The organism is Polaromonas sp. P3_B4 (genome assembly GCF_056402835.1).
The window spans coordinates 132,520-153,051 of record NZ_JBFUGQ010000001.1; the positions used below are offsets into that span (position 1 = coordinate 132,520).

General features: G+C 59.2%; 19 protein-coding genes. 13 read left to right on the forward strand and 6 right to left on the reverse strand.

The features are described 5' to 3' along the window. Window positions 1-7: 7 nt before the first annotated feature. The 3 genes from AC1DVV_RS00655 (at window position 8) to AC1DVV_RS00665 (ending at window position 4,244) form a co-directional block, all read left to right on the forward strand. Window positions 8-1,207 carry a DesA family fatty acid desaturase gene (locus AC1DVV_RS00655; protein ID WP_457279495.1) on the forward strand — a complete coding sequence of 400 codons (1,200 nt, stop codon included), beginning with the start codon at window positions 8-10 and terminating at the stop codon, window positions 1,205-1,207. A 585-nt stretch (window positions 1,208-1,792) separates the two neighbouring features. Then, a complete protein-coding gene (locus tag AC1DVV_RS00660; RefSeq protein ID WP_477707088.1) occupies window positions 1,793-3,718 on the forward strand; it encodes a linalool dehydratase/isomerase domain-containing protein in 1,926 nt (641 codons plus the stop codon). A gap of 127 nt (window positions 3,719-3,845) precedes the next feature. Continuing rightward, window positions 3,846-4,244, forward strand: a complete 399-nt coding sequence (locus AC1DVV_RS00665; protein WP_477702326.1) for a diacylglycerol kinase family protein — start codon at window positions 3,846-3,848, stop codon at window positions 4,242-4,244. Between the two features lie 296 nt (window positions 4,245-4,540). Here AC1DVV_RS00665 and rpmG read toward each other — a convergent pair whose 3' ends face one another. The 3 genes from rpmG to trxB form a co-directional block, all read right to left on the reverse strand. Next, window positions 4,541-4,708, reverse strand: coding sequence for a 50S ribosomal protein L33 (gene rpmG / locus AC1DVV_RS00670; protein ID WP_007863188.1), 168 nt, complete (start codon window positions 4,706-4,708; stop codon window positions 4,541-4,543). An 11-nt stretch (window positions 4,709-4,719) separates the two neighbouring features. Continuing rightward, window positions 4,720-4,953, reverse strand: coding sequence for a 50S ribosomal protein L28 (gene rpmB / locus AC1DVV_RS00675; RefSeq protein ID WP_293403299.1), 234 nt, complete (start codon window positions 4,951-4,953; stop codon window positions 4,720-4,722). 202 nt (window positions 4,954-5,155) lie between these two features. After that, window positions 5,156-6,100: a thioredoxin-disulfide reductase gene (gene trxB, locus AC1DVV_RS00680; protein WP_457279492.1), complete on the reverse strand. Its 945-nt coding sequence runs from the start codon at window positions 6,098-6,100 to the stop codon at window positions 5,156-5,158. A gap of 176 nt (window positions 6,101-6,276) precedes the next feature. On the opposite strand from trxB, the gene AC1DVV_RS00685 reads away from it, so the two are divergent. The 3 genes from AC1DVV_RS00685 to lolA all read left to right on the forward strand — a co-directional run bounded on the left by AC1DVV_RS00685 (window position 6,277) and on the right by lolA (window position 10,207). Further along, window positions 6,277-6,954 carry a Crp/Fnr family transcriptional regulator gene (locus AC1DVV_RS00685; protein WP_431097946.1) on the forward strand — a complete coding sequence of 226 codons (678 nt, stop codon included), beginning with the start codon at window positions 6,277-6,279 and terminating at the stop codon, window positions 6,952-6,954. Window positions 6,955-7,202: 248 nt separating this feature from the next. Further along, entirely contained in the window at window positions 7,203-9,557 is a 2,355-nt protein-coding gene (locus tag AC1DVV_RS00690) for a DNA translocase FtsK (RefSeq protein WP_477689949.1), read from the forward strand. A 5-nt stretch (window positions 9,558-9,562) separates the two neighbouring features. Further along, window positions 9,563-10,207 (forward strand): outer membrane lipoprotein periplasmic chaperone LolA, encoded by a 645-nt coding sequence (gene lolA / locus AC1DVV_RS00695; RefSeq protein WP_457279490.1) that lies wholly within the window; start codon window positions 9,563-9,565, stop codon window positions 10,205-10,207. 54 nt (window positions 10,208-10,261) lie between these two features. Here the strand turns inward: lolA and AC1DVV_RS00700 are convergent, their stop codons facing one another. After that, on the reverse strand, window positions 10,262-10,834 hold the full coding sequence (locus AC1DVV_RS00700) for a class I SAM-dependent methyltransferase (RefSeq protein ID WP_457279489.1): 573 nt from the start codon (window positions 10,832-10,834) through the stop codon (window positions 10,262-10,264). A 146-nt stretch (window positions 10,835-10,980) separates the two neighbouring features. Here AC1DVV_RS00700 and AC1DVV_RS00705 point away from each other — a divergent pair, with 146 nt between their 5' ends. The 6 genes from AC1DVV_RS00705 to AC1DVV_RS00730 all read left to right on the forward strand — a co-directional run bounded on the left by AC1DVV_RS00705 (window position 10,981) and on the right by AC1DVV_RS00730 (window position 16,679). Continuing rightward, window positions 10,981-12,273 carry a replication-associated recombination protein A gene (locus tag AC1DVV_RS00705; protein WP_477702440.1) on the forward strand — a complete coding sequence of 431 codons (1,293 nt, stop codon included), beginning with the start codon at window positions 10,981-10,983 and terminating at the stop codon, window positions 12,271-12,273. Between the two features lie 263 nt (window positions 12,274-12,536). Beyond that, the gene (locus AC1DVV_RS00710; RefSeq protein ID WP_457279487.1) at window positions 12,537-13,466 is read left to right on the forward strand and encodes a branched-chain amino acid ABC transporter permease; all 930 of its coding nucleotides are present in this window, start codon (window positions 12,537-12,539) and stop codon (window positions 13,464-13,466) included. A 34-nt stretch (window positions 13,467-13,500) separates the two neighbouring features. Beyond that, entirely contained in the window at window positions 13,501-14,619 is a 1,119-nt protein-coding gene (locus AC1DVV_RS00715; RefSeq protein WP_457279486.1) for an ABC transporter permease subunit, read from the forward strand. A gap of 11 nt (window positions 14,620-14,630) precedes the next feature. Then, window positions 14,631-15,398 (forward strand): ABC transporter ATP-binding protein, encoded by a 768-nt coding sequence (locus AC1DVV_RS00720; protein WP_457279485.1) that lies wholly within the window; start codon window positions 14,631-14,633, stop codon window positions 15,396-15,398. Between the two features lie 14 nt (window positions 15,399-15,412). Continuing rightward, complete coding sequence (locus tag AC1DVV_RS00725) at window positions 15,413-16,129, forward strand: ABC transporter ATP-binding protein (RefSeq protein WP_457279484.1); 717 nt, start codon at window positions 15,413-15,415, stop codon at window positions 16,127-16,129. Between the two features lie 160 nt (window positions 16,130-16,289). Further along, a complete protein-coding gene (locus AC1DVV_RS00730) occupies window positions 16,290-16,679 on the forward strand; it encodes a DUF2845 domain-containing protein (protein ID WP_457279483.1) in 390 nt (129 codons plus the stop codon). A gap of 336 nt (window positions 16,680-17,015) precedes the next feature. On the opposite strand, the gene AC1DVV_RS00735 is transcribed toward AC1DVV_RS00730, so the two are convergent. Both AC1DVV_RS00735 and AC1DVV_RS00740 read right to left on the reverse strand, forming a co-directional pair. Continuing rightward, the gene (locus tag AC1DVV_RS00735) at window positions 17,016-18,017 is read right to left on the reverse strand and encodes a Bug family tripartite tricarboxylate transporter substrate binding protein (RefSeq protein WP_457279482.1); all 1,002 of its coding nucleotides are present in this window, start codon (window positions 18,015-18,017) and stop codon (window positions 17,016-17,018) included. 163 nt (window positions 18,018-18,180) lie between these two features. Then, window positions 18,181-19,233 (reverse strand): CDP-6-deoxy-delta-3,4-glucoseen reductase, encoded by a 1,053-nt coding sequence (locus AC1DVV_RS00740; protein ID WP_477702441.1) that lies wholly within the window; start codon window positions 19,231-19,233, stop codon window positions 18,181-18,183. 59 nt (window positions 19,234-19,292) lie between these two features. On the opposite strand from AC1DVV_RS00740, the gene AC1DVV_RS00745 reads away from it, so the two are divergent. Further along, complete coding sequence (locus AC1DVV_RS00745) at window positions 19,293-20,219, forward strand: SDR family oxidoreductase (protein ID WP_477702442.1); 927 nt, start codon at window positions 19,293-19,295, stop codon at window positions 20,217-20,219. Window positions 20,220-20,532 lie beyond the last annotated feature (313 nt).

The window sequence follows — 20,532 nt, forward strand, 5'->3', positions numbered from 1 at the left end:
GATTTTTATGATCTTGTTTGATGCGGCCCTCGACTGGCTTGCCAATGGGTTGCTTGCCGCCAGCTGGTGGCAAATCGTGTTGTACACGCTGGTGACCACCCATATCACCATTGCCAGCGTCACCATCTACTTGCACCGTCACCAGGCGCACCGCGCCATGGACCTGCACGCGATTCCTTCGCATTTTTTCCGCCTCTGGCTCTGGCTGGGTACGGGCCAGGTCACCAAGGAGTGGGTGTCCATTCACCGCAAGCACCACGCCAAGTGCGAAACATCTGAAGATCCGCACAGCCCGCAGGCTTACGGCATCAAGAAGGTTTTCTGGGAAGGCGCCGAGTTGTACCGCGCCGAAAGCAAAAACAAGGAAACCATGGCCAAGTTCGGCCACGGCACGCCCAATGACTGGATTGAGCGCAACGTCTACACCCGCTATAGCTGGCAGGGCGTGGGCCTGATGATGATCATCGACCTGGCGCTCTTCGGTGCTGCAGGCCTGGCTGTCTGGGCCGTGCAAATGGCCTGGATCCCCGTGACCGCAGCCGGCATCATCAACGGCATTGGCCACTATTGGGGCTATCGCAATTTTGAGGCGCCTGATGCCAGCACCAACATTTCGCCCTGGGGCATCATGATTGGCGGCGAAGAGCTGCACAACAACCATCACACCTACCCGACATCGGCCAAGTTCTCGGTCAAGCCCTACGAATTCGACATCGGCTGGGTGTATATCCGTGCCATGGAAAAAGTAGGCCTGGCCTCCGTCAAGAAGGTCCCGCCCAAGCTCCAGCTGGGTTCCATCCAGCCTGTGGCAGATGAAAAAACCCTGGAAGCCCTGATCGCCCATCGCTACGAAGTCATGGCGGGTTTCGCGCGCGAACTGCGCCGCGCCGGCAGGGCCGAACTCGAAGTGCTGAAGGCCAAGAAAGCCGACGTGTCCGTGTTGCGCGCAGCCAATCGCTGGCTGCACCGCGATGACGACAAGGTGCCGGCCGCCGCCAAACCCCAGCTGGCGCAGGCCCGCGCCGAACACCCCGTGCTTGACAAGATGGTCACCATGCGGGAAGAACTGCGCCAGATGTGGCTGACCACTTCCGCTTCCCGTGAGCAGCTGGCTGCGGACCTGCAGGCCTGGTGCCACCGTGCTGAGGAAAGCGGTATCGCCGCCTTGCGCGAATTCTCGATGAAGCTGCGGGCTGCCCGCACCTGACCTGACGCTACATATCCGACCTGGTCACCCGGTCGAAACTTCAAGGCCGCTTCCGGAGAAATCCAGGAGCGGTTTTTTATTGTTCGGCGCAAGGTACGAGTTCCATGATCGAGCGCCCCAAGATTTGGTAATGGTAGGGTCGCTACCAGCGCACTGATCAGGGCGTTCGAGATTCGTCATCTTCTGCACACAGAAGAGCCTTCTCACGTGAATTGCGCTGAACCTGACACACTCTCGAGGTGAAAGCGCTGTCCCCACATTCGACAGCTGGTGGTCGCGCCCACTGACGAGCCAAACGCTGCCAACGGCAGGTCGTAGTGCTTGAGGTTCTTCCTCCAGGAAACCGGCTGTTTGCCAATACTCGAGGCAAGAATCGCGGAAACAGCGGCGCACCCTTGATGCAGATTCACACACCCGCAACTCAAAACGGGCTATTGGGTCGATGCAGCGTAATTGATCGTCTGGCGGTCGACTTCACACCTACTTCATACAGTTCATCAAGACCTCACAGGCGCGTATCAGACTGCACCTATCGAAAGCCGAGTGCATCAACCTGGTGTTTTCATTTCGAAGAAAGGTCGGTCTGTGAGTTCAATCCGTAGCGTCGCTGCTCTTCCGCCATACACACGAATTTTCGGTCCGGTAACGACAAGAAAGACTGTCCGACTTTTAAAACTGTATCTGCTGCTCGTTGCGGGCGGCTCGACTTTGCTGCTTTTCGGGCATCAGGATGGCTTGCAGATTTTCGGCTTGGGGTTGATGGTGCCGGGCGGCGGATTTCTGGCGCACGCCGATATCTGCACAGGCCGTGGCATAGGTCATATAGCCGCCTGGCTGTGCTCGGTTGGTGCCTTGGCGTTTGCGCTGTTGGTCTGGTTTGGCACGGGCAATGTGTTGCTGCCTCCGCTTGTTTGGCTCGGTTCGGCGTTTTGGGCCGCGAGCATGAGCCATGGTGCAATTCAGCCAGGTGTGGTTCTTAATGTGTACTGCGTGCTCGCGCTGTCTGCTGCTGCGGGCTGCCTGTCGATGCTGGCCTGGTTTATGTTTTCAGGCCGGCAAAGGCGCATCGATAACGACTACTTGATCCGACAAATGGCTCGATTGGACGTGATCTTCACAGCCCAATCATCAAGGCAAAAACCGGAAATGTCTTTGGCGCATCTGCGTCGTCTGAGGTTCGCACTCGATCGGGCTCTGCAACCTTTCGATGAATTTTCGGGATTCGAGCAACGCGATCAATTTCAGACGGCGGCGCTTCGGTATCAAGTCAACTTTCTGGCTTATGGCATTGCCTTGACGCAGGCACGCTTCACGCCTGCGTTAGGCGGGTACATGAGCGACGCGCAAAGCAGGTTGCTGAACAAGCAGACACAGCATCGCGCATGGGCCTACTGGTCGCTGGAAAATCTATGGGGAAACTTGCGGTGGAACTCCGACCCTGCTGCCCGTGAAAACATCATGTACACGGGCTTCGTGGCGCTGCAGATGGCCTTGTTCCAGGCCAGCACAGGAAGTCAGGAGTTTTCGAAAAAAGGTGCCTTTACGCTGGTGCATCCGAACGGAAAACGCTACGAACACAGTTTTGAGTCCTTGCTGTCCAGTTTGGAAAAAGAATACGAACGTTCACCCTTCTATTTGATGGCCTGCGAGCCCAACTGGGTCTATCCCCTGTGCAACACAATGGGAGCCGCGGCATTGCGTGCCCACGATGCGCAGTACGGTCAGATGAAATGGGCCGGTCACGCGCCAGAGTTTCGCCGGCATCTGGACGCGGAGTTTCTGGATGGCATGGGTCGCTACGTGCCATGCCGTTCTACGTACACGGGATTGGCCTTGCCCGCCATTGGCGGCGCAATGCCCCTCGCGATGCCCTGCTATTTTTTGAATGCGCTGGAACCTGACCTGGCGCGTCGCCAATGGCTATTGTTGAGGCGTCGGCTGTTCGATAGTCATGAGCGACTTCGACGCAGTGAATTCTGGCCCATCGACACAGGAAACTATGGTTTCTCAAGAGGGAGTGCTTACGCAGCGACGGCCTTGGCGGCGGCAGAGTTGGGCGATGAGTGTGTGTACCAAAACTGCATGGATGCCCTGGAGTACGAGTGTCCAACTACTCTCAGTCACGGGGTCGCCCACAGGAATAAGGCCTCGGTATGGGCGCATGGTGTCGAGCTGATGGCGCACTCGGGAGGGCGCGATAGCTTTCGAAACCTGATCAGTAACCCGCTTCCATCAAAAGGTCCCAGATTGGAACCCCTGTCCTATCCCGATGTGCTGGTTGCAGCTGCGCACTCCGATGCTGTAAGCAGCTCTTTGCAAGCGGTGCTGTACGGCGGAGCCGGTGATGGCATTAAGAGCTTGGGCGTGTCGGGCTTGCGTCCGTTGGCACCTTATCGGGTCACAGGCGCATGCCTGACGCAGGTTCTGGCTGATGGCATGGGAAATGTGTGCTTGCAGATTCCGCTTGCTGGGCGCACCTGTTTGACGCTAGACCCGGCCGGCGCGCTGTGATGGGTTGCTGTATTTTGATGGCCACGGTATGGGGCTGCTTGTATGGGTTGCAGGTTATGCAGGTGTGCACCGTTCGACGTTCATGTGTTGCCCAGGCTTGGCGCTTGGTAAACAGGAAGGATGGGAAATGAAAGAAGTCCCTTGTGCCCGCGCGGCGCAACGATTCACTCTGGTCGCACGCCTCAAGAGCTTTGGTTATGCCTTCGAGGGGATTGCCTTGATGCTTAAAACACAGCACAACGCATGGCTGCATCTCATCGCCACAATACTAGTGACGGGGCTGGCCGGTTGGTGCCGAGTGGACGCCGGCGATTGGCGCTGGCTGATTGGTGCAATGACCATGGTTTGGATGGCAGAGGCCATGAACACTGCAGTGGAGTCGCTCTGCGATGTTGTGTCGCCACAATATTCATTGGCAGTCAAATGTGCAAAGGATCTTGCCGCCGGCGGCGTGTTAATTGCGGCTTGCGCAGCAGCGGCAACCGGCGTCATAACCTTCTGGCCCTATTTGGAAAATAGTCTATAAAGTTCCGTCGATGACTCTGCTCTTGGAGTTAGCCTGAGTTGGCTGCGGATTTGGCTTGCCAGATGATTGCGTTGTGGCGCTGTGCGTGATGTGCCGCCTTGGTGGTAAGACTTAAACCACAGCTAGGCTTATGTGGACCAGATTTCGACAGGATTCAAACAAGCTGCGTAGCAACCTGCTTATTTGGTGGGAGTTTTGTTTTCTAAATCCCAAAAAATAAAGGACACCGAGGTGTCCTTTATCTGGATGTGCCGACCGAGCGGGTAGTTTTTAACTAGGCACGGACTCGTAACTATTTATTTCAGCTTGATTTCTTTGTATTCCACGTGCTTGCGTGCCTTGGGATCAAATTTCATGATCAGCATCTTGTCGGGCGTGGTTTTCTTGTTTTTGGTGGTCGTGTAGAAATGACCCGTGCCGGCAGTCGATTCCAGCTTGATTTTTTCGCGTGCGCCTTTAGCCATGATGCTTCTCCTTAGACTTCACCGCGGGCACGAAGGTCCACCAGGACTGCATCGATGCCTTTTTTGTCGATCAAGCGCAGACCGGCGCTGGTGATGCGCAGGCGCACCCAGCGGTTTTCGCTTTCGACCCAGAAGCGGCGGTACTGCAGATTAGGCATGAACCGGCGCTTGGTTTTGTTGTTTGCGTGAGAAACATTGTTTCCCACCATCGGGCCTTTGCCCGTTACCTGACAGACGCGTGCCATGAGCACTCTCCGTAAAAAATTAGAAATCGGATGCTGGCAAAGGGTAAATCTGCACGAGACAGACCTGCAAATGCTCAGCTAAGCCATAGATTATAGCCTGAAAACTGATTTGGTCCAATTCTGCCGATTGAGAGCCTCGGCAGGGTGGCAAAAGAGCTGGAAAAAAGAGACAAAAAGAGGAAGTCAGCGCTTCCTCTGGTTTTCAGGAGCCTTGTTCCAGGAAGCGCTGGGCATCCAGCGCCGCCATGCAGCCTGTTCCGGCGCTGGTAATTGCCTGGCGGTAAATATGGTCCTGCACATCGCCGGCAGCGAAGACGCCCGGAACGCTGGTCATGGTGGCAAAGCCCTGCAGGCCGGTTTTGGTGATGATGTAGCCGTCTTTCATTTCCAGCTGCCCTGCAAAGATGTCTGTGTTCGGCTGGTGGCCGATCGCGATAAAACAGCCTTTGAGGGTGATGTCCTGCGAGGCATCGCTGTTTGTGCTCTTCAGACGGACGCCGGTCACCCCTGAAGCGTCACCGAGCACCTGCTCCAGCGTGTGGTGCAGTTTGAGCTCGATCTTGCCCGCGGCCACTTTTTCGTGCAGTTTGTCGATCAGGATGGCTTCGGCCTTGAATTTGTCGCGGCGGTGTACCAGCGTGACTTTGCTGGCGATGTTGGATAAATACAGTGCCTCTTCGACGGCGGTGTTGCCGCCACCCACCACGCAGACCTCTTCTCCGCGGTAGAAGAAGCCGTCACAGGTGGCGCAGCCGGAAACGCCGCGGCCCATGAATGCCGTCTCCGACTCCAGGCCCAGGTATTTGGCGGAGGCACCGGTGGCGATGATCAGCGAGTCGCAGGTGTAAGTCCCACTGTCGCCCGTCAGGGTAAAGGGGCGTTTGCTGAAGTCGACCTTGTTGATGTGGTCAAAAATAATCTCGGTCTTGAAGCGCTCGGCGTGCTCCAGGAAGCGCTGCATCAGGTCGGGCCCCTGCACGCCATGCACGTCGGCGGGCCAGTTGTCGACCTCGGTGGTGGTCATGAGCTGGCCGCCTTGCGCAATGCCGGTGATCAATACCGGGTTGAGATTGGCGCGCGCTGCGTAGACGGCTGCGGTGTAACCCGCAGGCCCTGAACCGAGGATGAGGACTCTGGAATGTTTCATGATGAAAAACTGATTGGGAAAGTGTAAGAACTCATGTAGAGTCATGCCGCATAAGTGCAGCGTCAAGTAAAAACAGCTGCTGGTACTTTTCAGGCATTTGATTTCTTATGAGATTGCGTGCCATTGTAAGAACTCACGCGACTAGCCGTCGGATGTGAGGTTGGGAGATATCTGCTATGACGACGATGGTGTCTAACCTGGAATTGATTCGCCGGGTCCCTCTTTTTTCCGTGTTGACTGCCAGCCAGGCTGCATCGGTCGCCGATACCGTGGTCAAGCGCCGGTTCAAGCGCGGCGAGCCTATCGTGGAACAGGGCAAAAAATCCAACGCCCTTTCCATCATCCTGACCGGCCGCGCACGCGTCATCACCACGGATTCCCGTGGCCGCGAGGTCATTCTGGCCACCATGCACCCCGGCGACTATGTGGGTGAAATGAGCCTGATCGACAACGAACCTCACTCCGCCACGGTGCGCGCCGAGATCCAGACCGATGCCCTGATCCTGGGCCGCCTGGAGTTTGCGCGTTGCCTTCCGGAAAACAGCTCCATGGCCTATGCCGTGCTGAAGGGGCTGGTCCAGCGACTGCGCCATGCAGACCGCCAGATCGAATCGCTGGCCCTGATGGATGTGTATGGCCGTGTGGCCAGGGCGTTGCTCGAATTCGCCAATGAAGACGGCAGCGGAAATGCCGTGATCCGCGACAAGGTTTCAAGGCAGGATCTGGCCAAGATGGTCGGCGCTTCGCGCGAAATGGTCAGCCGGGTGATGAAGGATCTTGAAGAGCGCGGATTCATCGAAACCCGCGACGATGGCTCGCTTTTGGTGAAAGAGCGTCTTCATACGCTGGGATAGGGCCCTGGCAGACCCCTGCCGTACGGTTTGGCGTCTCTGGCGCCCCTCAAAGCCCTTAGCCAACTGCGGTAAGCTTGGTACTGCAACCCGGAAATATCGAAACATGAAAGCGCGTCTTCGTACCCATGGCGGCGTTGCAAGCCTTGCGAAGGCATATAGCCTTCGCTGCGGCTCGCGCCTTGCTCTGGGCACGAATCCATCCCTTTCATTTTGTCTCGCTACTTCCGGCTTGCAGTACTAGCCGGGCCATGACTTACTCACTCGATACCCTGAACTCCAGAAATTCCCCAGCCGCGGGCGCGCCCAGCGGCATCAAACGCTTTGCCCATGAAGTCAGCCTGATTCTGGGTCTGCTCGGCCTGATTTTCTGGCTCGCGGCATTGCTCAGCTATTCATCGCAAGACGCTGCCTGGTCAACATCCGGTACCGCGGACGTCCTGGGCGGCGCCCAAGCTGCGGCCCGCAATTGGGGTGGCCGCCTGGGCGCATGGCTGGCAGATGCGAGCTATTTCCTGCTGGGCTTTTCCGTCTGGTGGGCATTGGCGGCAGGCGCACAGGTCTGGCTGTCTTCATTGGCGCGCTGGCTTCGCGGCGAACCCCTTGCTGCCGATTCATCCCACTCCGCCGGCCGGATCCGGTTCTGGCTGAGCCTGCTCCTGCTTTTACTGGCCAGCGCGGCGCTGGAATGGTCCCGGCTGTATCGTTTTGAGTTCAGGTTGCCCGGCCACGCTGGCGGCGTGCTGGGTTACCTGGCTGGAACGCAGGGTGAGAAATGGCTGGGCTTTGCTGGTTCAGGCCTGGTTTTCATTGCGCTCGGCGTGATTGCCGTGTCCGCCGTGTTCGGCTTTTCCTGGGCGCATGTGGCCCTGCGTGTCGGCGCCTGGATTGACAACCTGATTGATTCCCGGCGCGAAAAGCGCGAAATCGCCGAAGACCTCGCCTTCGGCAAGCTGGCTGCGCGCGAGCGCGAAGAGACCTTGATAGACGAGCGCATCGAGATTGAAGAGCATCACCCGGTGCCGGTCCTGATCGAGCCCGTGCTTGTGGACATTCCCAAAAGCGAGCGCGTGGCAAAAGAACGGCAAAAGCCGCTCTTCAGTGAAATGCCCGACTCCAAGCTCCCGCAGGTTGATCTGCTGGACGGTGCGCTGACGCGCCAGGAAACCGTGGCGCCCGAGACGCTGGAAATGACCTCGCGCCTGATCGAGAAAAAGCTGAAAGATTTCGGCGTCGAGGTGCGTGTCGTGGCCGCCGCTCCCGGCCCCGTCATCACACGTTATGAGATCGAACCCGCCACGGGCGTGAAGGGTTCGCAGGTTGTCAACCTGGCCAAGGATCTGGCGCGCGCCCTCAGCCTCGTTTCCATTCGCGTGATCGAAACCATTCCCGGCAAAAACTACATGGCGCTGGAGCTGCCCAACGCCAAGCGCCAGTCCATCAAGCTCAGTGAAATTCTGGGATCGCAGGTCTACAACGAAGCCAAGTCCATGCTCACGATCGGTCTGGGCAAGGACATCAGCGGCGCTGCGGTGGTGGCTGATCTTGCCAAGATGCCGCATTGCCTGGTGGCCGGTACCACCGGCTCGGGCAAGTCGGTCGGCATCAACGCCATGATCCTGAGCTTGCTCTACAAGGCCGATGCACGTGACGTGCGGCTGCTGCTGATCGACCCCAAGATGCTGGAGATGAGTGTCTATGAAGGCATTCCGCATTTACTGGCGCCGGTGGTCACCGACATGCGCCAGGCCGCCCACGGCCTGAACTGGTGTGTGGCCGAAATGGAAAAGCGCTACAAGCTCATGAGCAAGCTGGGCGTGCGCAACCTGGCCGGTTACAACGCCAAGCTCGACGAGGCCAAGGCCAAGGGCGAATTCATCTACAACCCCTTCAGCCTCACGCCCGAGCAACCCGAGCCGCTGGAGCGCCTGCCCTACATCGTGGTGGTGATCGACGAGCTGGCCGACCTGATGATGGTGGTCGGCAAGAAGATTGAGGAACTGATTGCCCGCCTGGCGCAAAAAGCCCGGGCCGCCGGCATCCACCTGGTGCTGGCTACCCAGAGGCCAAGTGTGGATGTGATTACCGGCCTGATCAAGGCCAATATCCCGACCCGCCTGTCTTTCCAGGTCAGCAGCAAGATCGACAGCCGGACCATCCTTGACCAGATGGGCGCTGAGGCATTGTTAGGAATGGGTGACATGCTTTACATGCCGAGTGGTACAGGCTTTCCAATTCGGGTGCATGGTGCGTTTGTGAGCGATGATGAAGTACACCGCGTGGTGGCCTACCTCAAGCTGCAGGGCGAACCCAATTACATCGATGGCGTTCTGGAAGGCGGCACGGTCGATGGCGAGGACGGCGACCTGCTGGGTGATGGCGGTAATGGCGGTAACGGCGGCGGTGAAAAAGACCCGATGTACGACCAGGCCGTGGAAGTCGTGCTGAAAAACCGCAAAGCCAGCATTTCACTGGTGCAGCGTCATCTCAAGATCGGCTACAACCGCGCGGCGCGGCTGGTCGAAGACATGGAAAAAGCCGGGCTGGTCAGCGCCATGAGCGGCAGCGGCCAGCGCGAAATCCTGGTGCCCTCACGGGCGGAGTGACGATCATGAAGAAATATTTTGCTACTATTTTGATAGCTGCTTGCGCCCATTCCGTATGGGCCGACGGCCTGGAAAGCCTCGAAACTTTCGTGAAGACCGTCAGCAGCGGCCGCGCCGAGTTCACCCAAGTGGTGACTGCGCCCGGCAAGGACGGCCAGGCTGCACGCAGCAAGACGTCGAACGGCACGTTTGAGTTTTCGCGGCCCAACCGTTTCCGCTTTGTCTATAAAAAGCCTTTTGAGCAAACCATCGTGGCCGACGGCCAGACCCTGTGGCTCTATGACGCAGACCTGAACCAGGTCACCTCGCGCAAGCTCGCCCAGGTACTCAACGGAACCCCGGCCGCCGTGATCGCCGCTGCTGCTGACCTCAAGGGCCTGCAAGCCGATTTCAACCTGGCTTCCTTGCCTGACAGAGATGGTTTGCAGTGGATACAGGCCAAACCCAAAACCAAAGACGGCCAGTTGCAGAGCATTAGCGTCGGTTTTAAACCGACCGGGAAGGGCAGCGAACTCGCCATGCTGGAAATCCTTGACAGCTTCGGCCAGAAGTCAGTGATGACCTTCAGTCAGTTCGAGATTAACCCTGCACTTGGCCCTGCGAGCTTCCAGTTCAAGACGCCGGCTGGGGCGGACCTGATTCGCCAGTAACCGCCTGCGGTGGTTTTCCCATGCCGGTTTCAATTCCCGGATTCATGGTGGTCATCAAACCCGGTTTTCTGGCTTTCTCACTGACAGTTTGATTCTGTATTCCGAGAGGATGTTGTTTTTTTCGCGCGCCATGATTTCCAGCTCTTCGCCTGAAAGCTTCCCGTCCGAAAACATCTGGCTATAAGGATCGGCGATCACTACTTCCACATCAGTGGTCACAAAATCTACCCCCAGATAATGGGCAAAGGGTGAGTTGGGGAAGCCCTTCAATTTCCACTCGTCATTGTTTTTTTTATCGAACAGTGCAAACAGGGCGGGGGTGATGATTCGCACGTGCGTAGGATCGCTGATGAAATTGTCGTGCCTGGGATGGGGTACGTTAACTTCAATGACAGCACTGTTTTTGCATACGCGATAGAGTTCTTTCATGATGCCCAGAAAAACACTGGATTGCTGGCCCATGTGCTCAAGAGAATGATTAAAAATGACGGCATCGACTGAACTGTCGTCCCACATCCACGGAGTGACTTCTACGTTAAAAACTACATCCGGGTTGCATTCCTGAAATGCGTCCACGTTGACATATCCGGCAAACTTGTTGTGACCGCAACCAATATTGAGTTTCATAAGGATTTACCGCAGTTTTTGATGAATTGATGAGCCAGTAGTGATTATCGGTGTGCGCAACCGCAAGCTGTTTGCGGCCCCCAGGCAGCGCTGACCAGACACTAAAGAACCCCTTGCGCTAACTAGATGCCGCACATGTATCCCTTATGCCAACGAAGAGCCAACCTCTAGCAGAACGCTTGCGCCCCCAGTCGCTGGGCGAGGTCATCGGCCAGCAGCACCTGCTGGGCGAAAGCATGCCGCTGCGCATCGCATTTGAATCAGGCCAGCCGCACAGCTGCATCCTCTGGGGACCGCCCGGCGTCGGCAAGACCACCATCGCGCGGCTCATGGCGAGCAGTTTTGATGCTCACTTCATCACCATCTCCGCCGTGCTGGGCGGCGTCAAGGACATCCGGGAGGCAGTCGAGCAGGCGTCTGTCTGGCAGGGGCAGGGCGGCAAGCGCACGATTGTGTTCGTCGATGAGGTGCACCGCTTCAACAAAAGCCAGCAGGACGCTTTTTTGCCGCATGTGGAAAGCGGCCTTTTCACCTTCATCGGTGCCACCACCGAAAACCCTTCGTTCGAGGTGAATTCGGCCTTGCTTTCACGCGCCGTGGTGTATGTGTTGCAGCCGCTGGAGGAGGCAGATCTCAAGCAAATAGTGGCCAAGGTGCTTGCTGAGCATGCGCTACCAGCTATCGAAAAAATAGCAAATGAAGCCGTTGACAGGCTGGTTGCCTATGCCGACGGCGACGCCCGCCGCCTCTTGAACACGCTCGAGTCCCTCAGCGTGGCGGCCAAGGCCGAAAAAGTGACCGACGTCGGCGACGTCTGGCTGCTCAAGGTACTGGGCGAGCGGATGCGGCGCTACGACAAGGGCGGCGAACAGTTCTACGACACCATCTCGGCGCTGCACAAGTCGGTGCGCGGTTCCGACCCCGATGCCGCGCTCTACTGGTTCATGCGCATGCTCGACGGCGGCGCCGAACCGCGCTACATGGCGCGCCGGCTGGTGCGCATGGCCAGCGAAGACATCGGGCTGGCCGACCCGCGTGCCTTGCGCATGGCGCTGGATGCTGCGGAAGTCTACGAACGCCTCGGCTCCCCTGAGGGCGAGCTGGCGCTGGCCCAGTGCGTCATCTATCTGGCGGTCGCGCCCAAGTCCAATGCGGTCTACAAGGCCTTCAACGAAGCCAAGGCTTTCATCAGCAAGGACGGCACCCGCCCGGTGCCCCTGCATTTGCGCAATGCACCAACAAAGCTCATGAAACAGCTCGATTACGGCAAAAACTACCGTTACGCCCATGACGAGGAAGACGGCTTTGCCGCGGGTGAGAATTATTTTCCGGAAGGCATGTCACCTCCAGGTTTCTATCGCCCCGTCAACAGAGGACTGGAGATACGCATAGCGGATAAGTTAAATGAGTTGAAAATTAAGAACAATAAGAAAAACTGATAAAAAACAAAAGCCGCTGATAAAGGTGAATTCGACCCGAAAATTTCACTTTCTCAAGGGTAAACCCCGCGAAAACCGCACCGCTGGCTCGATTCTCGCTAGAGACGCTTGGCTACAATTTGCGGATTAGCTCGCCAACTTCACCAGCCATCCGGCTTTGATAGGCGGGCTTTTTGTTAACTCAAGCCAGTCACCGGCGATCCCGGTGGATGGTGGCCGCCAGGCGGAGTTGGCGATTTCATCAAACGGACGGAGAGTGAGTTATGGAAATATTGCTACAGCAGATCATCAATGGTCTGGTGCTGGGCAGCATGTATGCCTTGATCGCCTTGGGCTACACCATGGTGTACGGCATCATTAACCTGATTAACTTCGCACACGGCGAAGTGCTGATGGTGGGGGCTTTGACCAGCTGGACCATCATTGGTCTGATGCAGGATTCCATGCCGGGCACGCCGGGCTGGATTATTTTGCTGATTTCGCTGTTGATCGCCTTTGTGGTGTGCGGCGCCCTCAATTTCGCGATTGAGAAAATCGCCTACCGGCCCTTGCGAAACTCCCCCAAACTGGCCCCGCTGATCACCGCCATCGGCATGTCGCTATTGCTGCAGACCCTGGCCATGATCATCTGGAAGCCCAACTACAAGCCCTATCCCACGCTGTTGCCTTCCGAGCCCTTCCAGGTCGGCGGTGCTGTCATCACCGTGACCCAGCTCTTCATCCTGGGCGCAACCGTTGTCTCCCTTTCCGTACTGATGTGGCTGGTGCATTACACCAAGCTGGGCCGCGCCATGCGTGCCACCGCTGAAAATCCCCGCGTCGCGGCGCTCATGGGCGTGCGCCCCGACACCGTCATCTCGGCCACCTTCATCATCGGCGCCATCCTCGCCGCGCTGGCTGGCGTCATGTACGCCTCCAACTACGGCACGGTGCAGCACACCATGGGCTTCCTGCCCGGCCTGAAGGCCTTCACGGCGGCTGTGTTCGGCGGCATCGGCAACCTGGGCGGCGCGGTGCTTGGCGGCATTTTGCTGGGCCTGATCGAATCCATCGGCGCCGGCTACATCGGCCCGCTGACGGGCGGCGTGCTGGGCAGCCAGTACTCCGACATTTTTGCTTTCATCGTGCTGATTTTTGTGCTCACGCTGCGGCCTTCGGGCTTGCTGGGTGAGCGTGTAGCGGACCGGGCGTGACGCCGCGTCCATCCGGTACACAAGGAGAACAATCATGAATTCTGTCAAATCGAAAAAACTCATTACCTTCCTGATCGTCGCGGCGGCACTGCTGGTGCTGCCCCTGATCCTGCAGCAGGGCGGCAACGCCTGGGTGCGCATTGTCGACATGGCGCTGCTGTATGTGCTGCTGGCCCTGGGCCTGAACATCGTGGTCGGCTACGCCGGCCTGCTGGACCTGGGGTATGTCGCGTTCTTCGCGGTCGGCGCCTACCTGTTCGCGCTGCTCGGCTCGCCGCACCTGGCCGACGCCTTTCCCTGGATTGCGGCGCAGTTTCCGAACGGGCTGCATTTGCCGATCTGGGCGATCATCCCGGCCGCAGCGGCCCTCGCCGGATTCTTCGGCGTGGTGCTGGGCGCCCCGACCCTCAAGCTGCGCGGCGATTACCTCGCCATCGTCACGCTGGGTTTCGGTGAAATCATCCGCGTGTTCCTGAACAACCTGGACCGCCCCATCAACCTCACCAACGGTCCCAAGGGCATCAACCAGATCGACTCGATGAAGTTCTTCGGGTTCGATCTGGGCAAGCCGCATGAGTTTTTCGGCTTTGAGGTCAACTCGGTGTCGATGTATTACTACCTCTTCCTGGTGCTGGTGATCGTCTCGGTTGTGGTTTGCCACCGCCTGGAAAATTCCCGCATCGGCCGCGCCTGGATGGCGATCCGTGAAGACGAAATCGCCGCCAAGGCCATGGGCATCAACACTCGCAACCTGAAGCTGCTGGCCTTCGGCATGGGCGCCACTTTCGGCGGCGTGTCGGGTTCCATGTTTGCCGCCTTCCAGGGTTTTGTGTCTCCCGAATCCTTCAGCCTGATGGAGTCGGTCATGATCGTCGCCATGGTGGTGCTGGGCGGCATCGGCCATTTGCCCGGCGTCATTCTGGGTGCCTTGCTGCTGGCCGCGCTGCCAGAAGTGCTGCGCCATGTGGCCGGCCCGCTGCAAGCCATGACCGACGGCCGGCTTGACTCCGCCATCCTGCGCCAGCTGCTGATCGCGCTGGCCATGATCAGCGTCATGCTGATGCGTCCGCGCGGCCTGTGGCCCGCTTCCGAGCACGGCAAGTCGCTGAACAAGCCCGTCGGCCCGGACCCTATCCAGTCAATCAACCCCTAAGGAGAATGGACATGAGCGAAACCATTCTTAAAGTCTCGGGTGTCTCCAAGCGCTTCGGCGGTTTGCAGGCTCTTTCCGATGTCGGCATCCATATCGAGCGTGGCCAGGTGTATGGCCTGATCGGCCCCAACGGCGCCGGTAAAACCACCTTCTTCAATGTGTTGACGGGCCTTTACACACCCGACAGCGGCACCTTCGAGCTCGCCGGCAAGCCCTACAAGCCGACGGCGGTGCACGAAGTGGCCAAGGCCGGCATTGCCCGGACCTTCCAGAACATCCGCCTGTTTGCCGACATGACCGCCCTCGAAAACGTCATGGTCGGCCGTCATATCCGTACCAATTCGGGCCTGATCGGCGCCGTGCTGCGCACTCCTGGTTTCAAGCACGAAGAAGCCGCCATTGCCAAGCGCTCGCAGGAGTTGCTCGACTATGTCGGCATCGGCAAATACGCCGACTTCAAGGCCCGCACCCTGAGCTACGGTGACCAGCGCCGCCTGGAAATTGCCCGGGCCCTGGCCACCGACCCGCAGCTGATCGCGCTCGACGAGCCGGCCGCCGGCATGAACGCGACCGAAAAAGTGCAGCTGCGCGAGCTGATCGACCGCATCCGCAAGGACAACCGCACCATCCTGCTGATCGAACACGACGTGAAGCTGGTCATGGGCCTGTGCGACCGCGTCACCGTGCTCGATTACGGCAAGCAGATTGCCGAAGGCGCGCCCGCGGACGTACAAAAAGACGAAAAAGTGATCACCGCCTATCTGGGCACAGGTCATTGAAGGAAAGCAAGAACATGGCAAACACACTCCTTAAAGTGACCGGCCTGAAGGTCGCTTACGGCGGCATCCAGGCGGTCAAGGGCGTTGACTTCGAAGTCAACGACGGCGAACTGGTCACCCTGATTGGCTCCAACGGGGCCGGCAAGACCACCACCATGAAAGCCATCACCGGCACGCTGCCGATGCTGGGCGGCGACATTGAATACCTGGGCAAGAGTATCAAGGGCCGCGGCGCCTGGGACCTGGTGAAAGAGGGCCTGGCCATGGTGCCGGAAGGCCGCGGCGTCTTCACCCGCATGACCATCACCGAAAACCTGCAGATGGGCGCCTACATCCGTAGCGACAAGGCGGGCATCGCCGAAGACATGGAAAAGATGTTTGTGCTGTTTCCCCGTCTGCGTGAACGCAAGGACCAGCTGGCCGGCACCATGTCGGGCGGTGAACAGCAGATGCTGGCCATGGGCCGCGCATTGATGAGCCGCCCCAAGGTGCTGCTGCTGGACGAGCCCTCCATGGGCCTTTCGCCCATCATGGTCGACAAGATCTTCGAAGTGGTCAAGGACGTTTCAGCCCGCGGCGTGACGGTGCTGCTGGTCGAGCAGAACGCCAGCCGCGCACTTGGCATTGCCAACCGTGGCTACGTCATGGAGTCGGGCAACGTCACCATGAACGGCGACGCGAAAGCGCTGCTGAACGATCCGCGCGTCAGGGCCGCTTACCTCGGCGAATAAGTGAGCGCCCGCGCGCCGGCAGGCGCCGCGGGACGCACGTTATCCCGTAAATCTGACCAACCGGCGCAGGGCATAAATGCCTTGCGGCGCCAAATATTTGCGCATAAAGTTCGAAGAGTGCGCACCACGCGCACTCTTGTTGAACCTTGGGGAAGCCAAAATGAACCAGTATGTTGTCCGCACTGCTGTCGTGATGTTCGCCTTCCTGGCCTCGTCCTTTTTCACCGGCGCTTCGGCCCAGTCACTGCGCTGCAAGGGCGACCTGGCGCAGATCGGCAATTCCAAAGGCACGATCCTGCAAAAATGCGGCGAACCTGTCATGAAGGACACTTTCTGCAAAGCCACGCCTGACACCGTGTCCAGCGCGACCGTTGTGACACCAAATACCGCAGGTTCCACCACCAGCACCACCACCAACGTAACGGTCAACACCTGCCAGCAGGTCGAAGAGTGGACTTACAACCCAGGTTACGGGCAGTTCATGACCATGCTGCTGTTTGAGGGCGGTTCCCTGAAGAGCATTCGCTATGGGGATCGCGTGACCAGGTGAGCCCCCACGGTGGTGATGGAGCCCCCACGGTCGCTCACTGCGTGTAGCTCCCTGCCCCCCGAGGGGGCCGCCCGCCCTACGGCCCGGCAAAGCCGGTTCCGGGGCTCGTGCTGGGTTTAAGAATTCTTTGGGCACTATCGGCGGAGGTATTCACCAGTGGGTGCCGCGGAACCGGCTTTGCCGGGCCGCAGGCACCGTCCCCTGCAAGGGGAAAAGGGCTACACGCAGTGAGCCCGATAGGGGTGTGCCAATTTTTCGGCTTCGCCGGCCCCAGGCGCCGCCCCCTGAGGGGGGAACAGGCTACACGCAGTGAGCCTGGAAGGGGGTGGACCTATTTCAATCCACTTTGGCGCCTGAGGCCTTCACCACTTTTTCATACTTCGCCATTTCGCTTTTCATGAAGGCGCCGAACTGCTCGGGTGTGTTGCCCACAGGTTCGGCCATCAGTGTGGCAAAGCGGGTTTTGGCTTCGGGTGAATTCAGCGCGGCGACGAATGCCTGGTTGAGTTTGGTGATCACGTCTTTCGGTGTGCCTGCGGGCGCCACCAGTCCCCACCAGGTGTCGATCTCAAAACCCTTGAGCGTCTCGGCCACGGCAGGCACATCGGGCAGCATGGCGCTGCGTTTGGCTGTAGTGACCGCCAGCGCCTTGAGCTTGCCGGCCTTGATGTTGGCGGATGCCGTGGCCAGGTTGTCAAAGTTGTAGTCCACCTGGCCGCTCAGCAGCGCCAGTTGCGCCGGGTTGCCGCCGTTGTAGGGGATGTGCAGCGCGAAGATGCCGGCCTGTGCCTTGAACATTTCGCCGGCAAGGTGCCCGGCGCTGCCGTTGCCGCCGCTGGCGTAATTGAGCTTGGCCGGGTTGGCCTTGGCGTACTTGATCAGGTCGCCCAGCGAGTTGATGTTCAGGCGCCGAGCAGAATCGGCGTTGATCACCAGCACATTGGGCACGCGCACCAGCTGTGTGATGGGCGCGAAGTCGGTCGCCGCGTTGTACGGCATCCTGCTGTAAAGCCAGGGGTTGATAGCGTGGGTGGCAACGGCGGAAATGCCGATCGTCATGCCGTCGGGTTGCGCCTTGGCGATGGCGTCGACACCGATGTTGCCGCCGCCGCCGGGTTTGTTCTCAATGATGACCGGGCCCAGCGTGTCCTTGACGCGTTCGGCCATCAGGCGGGCCGTCACGTCGATCGGGCCACCGGGTGCATACGGCACGATGATGCGCATGACCTTGGGCTGGGCGTGCGCCAGAGGGGCTGACAGTGCCATGCCGGCAATGAAAAGGGCACCCAGGCATTTGCCGGGCAGGGAAGTGAGGAGGGAAACAGGTCGAATGTTCATGCTTCGTATTGTTGCAAATAATCGGGTCTCGCCGGCTTGCAGCGAATCCGGCTTTTCATGAGCCGGGGTGCATTCCCATAAAAAAGCCCCGGCTGACGAATCAGCCGGGGCGTTTCTTTTTCTTCTTCTTTTATTCTTCTTGTTTGTCGGGTGCGTGCGCCGTTCAGGTTTCGGCGGGTACGGTAGCCTGGGCTTTTTCTTTTTCGGTCACAAAAGAGTCGGCATAAAACTCGTCCTCTGGCAGGCCCGCAGCCGTGTAGGCGGCCTTGGCTGAGTCCACCACGATGGGCGCGCCGCAGGCGTACACCTGATGGCCCGACAGGTCGGAAAAATCTTCCAGCACGGCCTGGTGGACAAAGCCGGTGCGGCCGGTCCAGTTGTCTTCAGGCAGCGCGTTGGAAATCACCGGAACATAGCGCAGATTAGGCATTTCCGCGGCCTTGGCCTTGACCCATTCGTCCATGTACAAATCGGCCGGGCGGCGGCCACCCCAGTACAGCACGGCCGGGCGCGTGATGCCCTTGTGTTGCAGATGCTCGATCAGCGCCTTGATGGGCGCAAAGCCCGTGCCCGAGGCCAGCAGCACCATGGGTTTGTCGCTGTCTTCGCGCAGGTAAAAGCTGCCGAAAGGACCCTCGATGCGCAGGATTTCCTTTTCTTTCATGGGGCCGAACACGTGCTCGGTGAACTTGCCGCCCGGCATGTGGCGGATGTGCAGCTCCACACCCGGGTTGTCAGCCTGGGTGTGCGGGGCATTACCCATTGAATACGCGCGGCGGTCGCCGTCGCGCAGCAAAAACTCCACATACTGGCCGGCGTGGTACTTGAACACATCGCTGGCCGGCAATTGCAGGCGCACCACCATGACGTCATGCGAGGCTTTGGCCAGGCTGTTGATGCGCACCGGCATCTTCTTGACCGGGAAGGCGCTTTCATCGGTGACGTGGCGTGATTCGAGGACGATGTCGCTCGTCGCCCTGGCGCTGCAGGTCAGGATGAAGCCGTTCGCCTCTTCCTCGGGCGACATGGCCTTGACCTGGTGCGCACCATGGAGGACGGTGCCCTCCAGCTTTTTGGACTTGCAGGAGCCGCAGGCGCCGTCCTTGCAGCCGTAGGGCAGGCCGATGCCCTGGCGAATGGCGGCTGCCAGCAGCGGCTCATCCGCCTCGGCGATGAATGTTCGGCCACTGGGTTGCACGGTCACGGTAAAGCTCATATTCGGTATCCTTGCGGTATCTGTTCTCGACTCGGCCGGTTTCCCGGCAACCCCCAATTTTGCCCTCAAACCTGAACCCCTTAGGCTCCCTGCCTTTTCGCTTCCGCCGCGAGCGGGTTTTGATCGTCGGTTGTGGCGATGTCGGCCTGCGCGTGGCCCGCCTGCTGCCGCGCAATGTCCGCCTGATGGCGCTGACCTCGTCGCCGGAGCGCTCGCCGGCCTTGCGCGCACAGCGCATCACGCCGCTGCAGGGCAACCTGGACGACGCTGCCTCCCTGCGGCGCCTGGCGGGGGTGGCTACGCGGGTGGTGCACCTGGCGCCGCCACCCGGCGACCAGCCCGATTGGCGTACCGACCCACGTACGCTGGCGCTGCTGCGCGCGCTGCGCCTGCGCAGCCTGCCGCAGTCGCTGGTGTATGGCTCTACCAGCGGGGTGTATGGCGACTGCGGCGGCGAATGGGTGCGCGAAACGCGGCCATTGAAGCCCCACACACCGCGTGCCCAGCGGCGTGTACATGCTGAGGCGCATCTGCGGCTTTTCGGCCGGGCCACCGGCACCCGTGTGCACCTGCTGCGCATCCCGGGTATCTATGCGCCCGACCGCGAAGGCGGTACGCCGCGTGGCAGGTTGCTCAAGGGCACACCTGTACTGCGTGCCGAAGACGACGTCTACACCAACCATATCCACGCCGACGACCTGGCCCGTGCCTGCCTGGCGGCGCTGTGGCGCGGCAAGCCCCAGCGCGCCAGCAACGCCAGTGACGACACGCAGTTGAAGATGGGCGACTATTTCGACCTGGCGGCGGACCTCTACGGCCTGCCGCGGCCGCTGCGCCTGGCACGGGGCACGGCACAGGAAGAGTTGCCGCTGATGCTGCTGAGCTTCATGAGCGAGTCGCGCCGGCTGGACAACACCCGCCTGAAGCAGGAGCTGCGGCTTCGTTTGCACTACCCGACAGTAGCAATTGGCCTGTGCGATCGGTGAGCACGCCAGCCGCGCGGCGCAACGCAATAAATGCCATTGACCGCCTGAAATGAACGGGTTGCCACCATGGCAGCCCGTTTTCTCATTTTGGGTGTCTTTTTTTGGCAACGGCATTGCGGTCGAATGTTACAACCAAAGCGGTAACAAATTGAAACTGACGTGGTCGACCTGGAGCACGTTTCTATTAACTGCAAAAAGAACTTTTTTTAACCCGATGTGCCGGGTTTCCTTTGTGAATACCATCACTTCGAGTGCCTCTGTCTTGCAACCGGCTGACGCAAGGGGACTCGCGGGATGTGAAAAATGCACAAAA